Raw genomic sequence first — 5,991 nt, forward strand, 5'->3', positions numbered from 1 at the left:
CGCGCACGCTCGGCCCGGTACGCGCGTTGCCGCAGCACCGCCGTCCGGAGCGCCGCTACCGTGCGCTGCTGGCGGCCCAGTTCGCGCCACGTCACCACCGTGAGCGCGACGCAGACCAGGACGAGCAACAGGTCAACCAGTGACATGGACCTGCACGTCCGCCTGCACCTGGTGCTTCGCGAGCTGCTCGCGGGTGATCTTCGCCGCTTGGTCGTAGACGATGGAGCGCACCGTCGCCGGGGCGAACGAGCCGGCGACCCCGGCCAGCTTGTGCTGGGCCGTCGCCAGCTCGAGCGGGTTGAGGATCTCGACGGTGAGCAGGCGCTTGCGTCCGCCGGCGAAGGCCTTCTCGAGCGCCGGCGGCAGCGAGTCGACCGGCGACAGCTCGGCGAGCTCGGCACGCAGGGCGCGCTGCTCCTTGTCGAGGCCGAGCAGCTTGCGGGCCAGCAGCGCCAGGACGGCGATGTCGACGAGCACCAGGACGAGGGTGGCGACGGCCATGTCCGCGATTCTGCACCGGCCGCCGGACGCCCGCACGACCGCTTGCGTCCCCTTGTGGAACGTGTTCTAGTTTCGGTCATGACGATCGCCGTGGTCACCGGCGCGACGCGGGGTGCCGGCAAGGGCATCGCGCTGGCGCTCGCGGACACCGGCGCGACGGTCTACGTCACCGGCCGCACCCGCCGCGACGGCGACTCGGACCTGCCCGGCAGTCTCGAGACGACCGCTCGCGAGATCGACGCCCGTGGCGGCCGGGGGATCGGCGTGGTGTGCGACCACGGCGACGACGCGCAGGTCGCCGCGCTCTTCGACCAGGTGAAGGCCGAGCAGGGACACCTCGACATCCTCGTCAACAACGCCTACGCCATCCCGGACGGCATCACCGCGAAGCGTCCGTTCTGGGAGAAGTCGCTCAACCAGCTCGACATGCTGCACGTCGGCCTGCGGTCGGCGTACGTGGCCTCGTGGCACGCGGCGCCCCTGCTGCTCGGCGGCGGTCGGCTGGTGGTGAACACGTCGTCGTTCGGCGGCACCTGCTACATGCACGGCCCGGCGTACGGCGCGGCCAAGGCCGGGTCCGACAAGATGGCCCACGACATGGCGGTCGACCTGCGCCCCTACGGCGTCGCGGTCATCTCGCTCTGGATGGGACTGCTGCGCACCGAGCGCACCGCGCCACTGTTCGCGAACGCCCCGAAGCACTACGCCGAGCTGATGGCGACGAGCGAGTCGGCCGAGTTCCCCGGCCGGGTCATCGCCGCACTCGCTGCAGCGCCGAACCGCCTCGACTTCAGCGGACGCGTGCACGTGAACGCCGAGCTCGCGGTGGCGCTCGGCGTCGCCGACATCGACGGCAACCAGCCGGCCTCGCACCGCGAGCGGCTCGGCGACCCGCCCGACTACAGCGACGCGGTCGTGTACTGAGATGGATCGACCTGGGATGGACGCGGTCTGATGCGCTACTCCGTCGCCCTCTTCACCGCCGATCGCGGCATCACACCCGCGGCCGCTGCAACAGCCGTTGAGGAGCGTGGGTTCCACGGCCTCTTCGTCCCCGAGCACACGCACATCCCCGTCCGGCGCGCGGCCGCGCACCCCTCGACCGGCGATGCCTCGCTGCCCGACGACCGGTATGTGCGCACGCTCGACCCGTGGGTGTCGCTCGGCGCCGCCTCGGCCGTGACGTCCCGCATCGAACTCGGGACGGCCGTCGCGCTGCCCGTCGAGCACGACCCGATCACGCTGGCGAAATCGGTGGCGACGCTCGATCACCTCACCGGCGGACGCGTCGTGCTCGGCGTCGGCTTCGCCTGGAACACCGACGAGCTCGAGGACCACGGCGTGCCGCCGGAGCGCCGCCGGACCGTGCTGCGCGAGTACCTCGAGGCGATGCAGGCGCTCTGGTCGCAGGAGGAGGCCGAATACCACGGCGAGTACGTGCGCTTCGGTCCGTCGTGGGCGTACCCGAAGACGGTGCAGCAGCCGCGCCCGCCGGTGCTCGTCGGCGCGAGCGGCACCGAGAGGACGCTCGACTGGATCGTCCGCTCGGCCGACGGCTGGATCACCACCCCGCGCGACCGCGACATCGACGAGCAGGTGCTGTCGCTGCAGAAGAAGTGGGCGGACGCCGGCCGTGCCGGCCAGCCCCGCATCATCGCCCTCGACGGCAAGCCCGACCCGGCGCGGCTCGAGCACTGGGAGTCGATCGGCGTCACCGACGTGCTCTACGGCACGCCGGACCGCAGCGCGGACGAGGTGCGCGCCTTCCTCGACCGGCTGGCGACCAAGCTCGGTCTCTGACCAGAATGACCCGCCGTGGGCGGGGAACGCTATGAGCTGGTGGGACGGGTGGCCACCACGCGCACCGGTGCCGTCTGGAAGGCCCGTGACGTCACGCTCGACCGGTTCGTCGCGCTGAAGCAGGTCGACGGGCACGAGCGCGAGAGCCTGTACCGCGAGGCCGCGGCGCTGGCCGGGATCGTCGAGCCGCACGTCGTGGGCGTCTACGGCATCGCCGAGGAGGTCGACCATACCTATCTGGTCGAGGAGTGGGTCGACGGCAGTACCCTCGCCGCGCTGCTGCGCACGCACGGCAGGCTGACGACCGCGCAGGCCCTCGGCGTCGCCCGCGGCCTGCTGCTCGGTCTCGCCGCCGTGCACCGGCTCGGGCTCGTGCACGGTGACGTGTCGCTGTCGAACATCCTCGTCACCGCCGACGGCACGGCCCGGCTCGTCGACTTCGGCTCGGTCACCACCGTCGGCGGCCTGGCGCTCGCGGCAACCGGCGCCTTCGCCGCGCCCGAGGTGCGGGCCGGCGCGCGAGTGACCTCGACCGCCGACGTGTACGCCGCGGCCGCGGTGCTCACCACCCTGCTGCACGGGCGCACCGACCCGGTGCCCACGACCCGCGGTGTCGACGCGGTGGTGCGGCCGGTGCTCGAGCGGGCACTGCACCCGGAGCCGTTCGCGCGCCAACCGGACGCCGCGGTGCTGCTGCGCGAGCTCGAGCAGGCGGCGCACCGGCGCTACGGCGCCCAGTGGTGGACGCAGGCGGGGCTCGGCGCCCTCGCGCTCGGCGGGGTCGCCGCGCTCGTGCCGCTCGCCGAGGCGCTGCACGGCGGCGCGCTCGCCGGTACCGGCAGTGTGGGTGGGTCGGGCGCGGGCGCCGCGACGGCGACGACGACCGCGGCCGGCTCACCCGGTGTCGCCCATCCGATCGGCTGGTCACTCTGGCACGGGCGTCGACTCGCGTGGGTGCTCGCCGGCGGCGGCGCGACGGCCGCCGCGGTCGCGGTGGCACTCGTGGCGACCAGCGGCACCGACGCGCCGAAGGCGGCGCCACTGCCGGCGCCGGTGACCGCGACGTCGTCCGGCTCGCTGAGCGCCAGCACCACCTCGCCGCCGCTCGTCGGCAACGGCCCGCCGACGCCGGCACCGGCGCCGCTGCGGCACGGCACGGCGCTGATCTCGTGGCGGCTGCGCAGCAGCTGCGCGGGCTGCCCGGTGGACGCCCGCTCGGGTCGCGTGGGTCTCGACGTCACGCGCGCCTCGTCCGGGCGCGACAGCAGCGGACGCTTCGACGTGCTGGTCGAGTCGGCCGACCACCGCTCGTCGCTCGCGCTCGCCGGCCGCTTCCCGACCGGCGAGGTGGTCGACGTCCCGCTCGGTGCCACGAGCAGCAGCGTCGACGCGGTCGGCACGCCGTTGGTCTCCGCGGTCCTCGCGCTGCGTCCGGCGGCCGGCGTGCTCAGCGCGGTGTCGGTGGGCATCACCCCGAACCCCGCGACGGCGGCCTGCCGACTGACGATCGACAGCTCGAGCGATCGGCGTCTCGCCGGTGGCTACACCTGCGACACCGTCACCTCGTCAGACGGGCGGTACACCTACGAACTGCGGGCGAGCTTCGTCCTCACCCGCTGACCCGCCGCACGAGCGCCCGTCACAGCAACAGCGCGACGACCAGCACGACCAGCAGTCCGGCCAAGGCCCCGACGACGAGTGGCGGCACGCGTCGTCGCGCGGGCGGCGTCGCCGGCGGACGGTAGAGGGCCGGTTCGACCCACGGCACCTCGCCCGCCGCGAACGCGACGCCGGTCGTCGTCACCTGCCGAGGCGGCGGCGCCGCGAGCGACGGTGTCACCGAGGGCGCAGCGGTGGCGGCCTCGGGCGGGCTCGCCTCAGCGACCAGGTGCACCCACTCGTCCGGATGCCGGTTGAGCACGGCCATGAGCTGCCCGGGCGTCGGACGCTGCCGCGGGTCCTTCGCGAGCCCGGCCAGCAGCACCGCCTCGGTCTCGAGCGAGAGGTGCGGCACCAGCGACCGCGGCGACGGCGGTGCGGCGTTCGTGTGCGCCCAGAACAGCTGCATCATGTCGGCGGCGTCGAAAGGCGGGCGCCCGGTCAGCACCTCGTAAACCATGCAGGCGAAGCTGTAGGCGTCCGCGGCCGGCGACTCGCGTTCGGGTTCCGTGATCTGCTCGGGCGGCATGTAGCGCGGCGTGCCGATCACCACCGAGCCCGCGGTTCGGAAGGCGCCGGCGGACGCCGCCAGCCGGGCGATCCCGAAGTCGGTGAGCTTCGCGCGGCCGTCGCGAGTGAGCAGCACGTTGCCCGGCTTGATGTCGCGGTGCACCACGCCGGCCGCCGCCGCGTGGTCGAGCGCACCCGCGGCGTCGGTCAGCGCGCGCAGCAGCTGCGGCCCCGAGAGCCGGCGCTCGTCGAGCGCCACGCGCAGGTCGGTGCCGTCGACGAATTCGAGCACGAGCGCGACGTCGTCGCCGACCGTCTCGAGCGCGTACACCGCCACGATGTGCGGGTCGCGCAGCCGGGCGAGCGCCTGTCCCTCGCGTTCGAGCCGCCGTCGCTCGTCGTCGTCGTAGCGTCCGGCGAAGAGGGTCTTCACCGCGACCAGCCGCTCGAGCCCGGCCTGGCGGGCGAGTGCGACCCAGCCGCATCCGCCGCTGCCGAGAACCCGGACGAATTCGTACCCAGGGGGCATCGGGGAACGAGGCGCCTCTGTCGACACCGGCATCGCTGCAGCGTAGGACTTCCGAGCCTCAGCGTGCGCCCCTACAGTGACGCCCACGATCAAGGGGGGCGGGTGATCGTCATGGCGGGGTACGAGGTCGTCGGGCGCGTCGCGTCAACACGGTCCGGTGCCGTCTGGAAGGCGCGGGATGTCGCGCTCGACCGGTTCGTGGCGCTCAAGCAGGTCGAGCCGGACGGCGTCGAGCGCGAGGCTGCGGCGCTCGCCGCCCTCGCGTCCGAGCACATCGTCGAGATCTACGGCGTCGTGCACGACGGCGGCGACACCTACCTGGCCGAACAGTGGGTCGACGGGGCGCCGCTGAGCGTCGTGGCCCGGACGGCGGGCACGATGTCGCCGCAGCAGGCGCTCGGCGTCGTGCGCGGGGTGCTGCGCGGGCTCGTGGTCACGCACGCGGCCGGGCTCGTGCACGGCGACGTCTCGCTCGGCAACGTCCTCGTGGCCGTCGACGGGCACGCGACCCTGATCGACTTCGGGTCGGTCGTCCGCGCCGGCGCGGCAGCAGGTCCGTCGACCGGTGCCTTCGCCGCGCCCGAGGTGCGGGCCGGCGGGGCGGTGAGCCCCGCGTCGGACGTGTGGTCGGTGGCCGCGGTGCTGGTGACCCTGCTGCAGGGAACCGTGTCGGCGGCGATCACCACCCGTGGGGTCGACGCCGGGCTCCGGCCGGTGCTCGACCGCGCGCTCGCCGACGCGCCGACCGCTCGCTATCCGGACGCCGCCGCCTTCCTCGCCGCGCTCGAGGGGGCCGCCGAACGCCGCTACGGCACCGCATGGTGGACGCAGGCCGGCCTCGGCGCATTGGCCGCCGCCGGTACCGCCGAGCTGCTGACGCCGGGCGAGGGCGCACCGTTCCGCGGGCGACCCGAGGCGCTCCTCGGCGCCGCGGTGATCGGCGCCGCGACGCCCGACCCGCCGGTGGCACGACCGGTCGCCGACCCCGTGCC

Annotated in this window: 6 protein-coding genes; 4 read left to right on the forward strand and 2 right to left on the reverse strand. The window is 74.2% G+C overall.

Annotation, left to right across the window (positions count from 1 at the left end; genetic code table 11):
- Positions 1 to 132: 132 nt before the first annotated feature.
- Positions 133 to 501, reverse strand: a complete 369-nt coding sequence (locus ACTHMS_RS17320) for a hypothetical protein (RefSeq protein WP_440307907.1) — start codon at positions 499 to 501, stop codon at positions 133 to 135.
- A 78-nt stretch (positions 502 to 579) separates the two neighbouring features.
- On the opposite strand from ACTHMS_RS17320, the gene ACTHMS_RS17325 reads away from it, so the two are divergent.
- From ACTHMS_RS17325 to ACTHMS_RS17335, 3 genes are read left to right on the forward strand one after another with little or no spacing between them, the layout of a single operon-like run.
- Positions 580 to 1,425, forward strand: coding sequence for an SDR family NAD(P)-dependent oxidoreductase (locus tag ACTHMS_RS17325; RefSeq protein ID WP_440307908.1), 846 nt, complete (start codon positions 580 to 582; stop codon positions 1,423 to 1,425).
- Between the two features lie 30 nt (positions 1,426 to 1,455).
- The gene (locus ACTHMS_RS17330) at positions 1,456 to 2,301 is read left to right on the forward strand and encodes an LLM class F420-dependent oxidoreductase (protein ID WP_440307909.1); all 846 of its coding nucleotides are present in this window, start codon (positions 1,456 to 1,458) and stop codon (positions 2,299 to 2,301) included.
- A 15-nt stretch (positions 2,302 to 2,316) separates the two neighbouring features.
- Entirely contained in the window at positions 2,317 to 3,921 is a 1,605-nt protein-coding gene (locus tag ACTHMS_RS17335) for a serine/threonine-protein kinase (protein WP_440307910.1), read from the forward strand.
- A gap of 19 nt (positions 3,922 to 3,940) precedes the next feature.
- Here the strand turns inward: ACTHMS_RS17335 and ACTHMS_RS17340 are convergent, their stop codons facing one another.
- Positions 3,941 to 4,999: a protein kinase domain-containing protein gene (locus ACTHMS_RS17340; protein WP_440307911.1), complete on the reverse strand. Its 1,059-nt coding sequence runs from the start codon at positions 4,997 to 4,999 to the stop codon at positions 3,941 to 3,943.
- Between the two features lie 111 nt (positions 5,000 to 5,110).
- Here ACTHMS_RS17340 and ACTHMS_RS17345 point away from each other — a divergent pair.
- The coding region (locus ACTHMS_RS17345) for a serine/threonine-protein kinase (protein ID WP_440307912.1) at positions 5,111 to 5,991 on the forward strand (881 nt) is incomplete at its 3' end.

The organism is Jatrophihabitans sp. (genome assembly GCF_051960575.1).
Lineage (GTDB): Bacteria > Actinomycetota > Actinomycetes > Mycobacteriales > Jatrophihabitantaceae > JBQCEE01.

Bases quoted from the DNA above. Each gene is read 5' to 3' on its own strand.
- ACTHMS_RS17320 (WP_440307907.1), bottom strand. From the start codon at position 501: ATGGCCGTCGCCACCCTCGTCCTGGTGCTCGTCGACATCGCCGTCCTG.
- ACTHMS_RS17325 (WP_440307908.1), top strand. From the start codon at position 580: ATGACGATCGCCGTGGTCACCGGCGCGACGCGGGGTGCCGGCAAGGGC.
- ACTHMS_RS17330 (WP_440307909.1), top strand. From the start codon at position 1,456: ATGCGCTACTCCGTCGCCCTCTTCACCGCCGATCGCGGCATCACACCC.
- ACTHMS_RS17340 (WP_440307911.1), bottom strand. From the start codon at position 4,999: ATGCCCCCTGGGTACGAATTCGTCCGGGTTCTCGGCAGCGGCGGATGC.